The following is a 383-nucleotide window of genomic DNA, read 5'->3' on the forward strand; positions in this document are numbered from 1 at the left end:
TATGGAGGGAAGTTGTAGTGCAGTAGGAAGTTGTCTTTACGCTCGCCTGTTAGCTCATCGATGATTTGTGCATCACGTTGAGTACCAAGAGTAGCAGTAACGATCGCCTGAGTTTCACCACGAGTGAATAGTGCAGAACCGTGAGTACGTGGAAGAACGCCAGTACGTACGTCTAGAGCACGAACCATGTCTTTTTCACGACCATCGATACGTGGGTTACCCGCGATGATGCCACGACGAACTACTGTCTTCTCAAGATCATGGAAGATAGTGTGGATTTCTTTCGGGTTAAGCTCAGCGTTTTCAGCAAGTAGCGTTGCTTTTACTTCGTCGCCGATCTGATGGATACGGTCATAACGCGCCATCTTTTCAGTGATTTGGTA

1 pseudogene is annotated in these 383 nt (G+C 47.5%); it reads right to left on the minus strand.

Going from position 1 to position 383, the window contains the following annotated elements:
• Positions 1 to 383 (minus strand): annotated as a pseudogene (locus tag AB4585_RS25070) (polyribonucleotide nucleotidyltransferase); the annotation flags it as partial.

It is taken from the genome of Vibrio sp. 10N.222.49.C9, from assembly GCF_041474985.1.
GTDB classification, from domain to species: Bacteria; Pseudomonadota; Gammaproteobacteria; order Enterobacterales; family Vibrionaceae; genus Vibrio; species Vibrio crassostreae_C.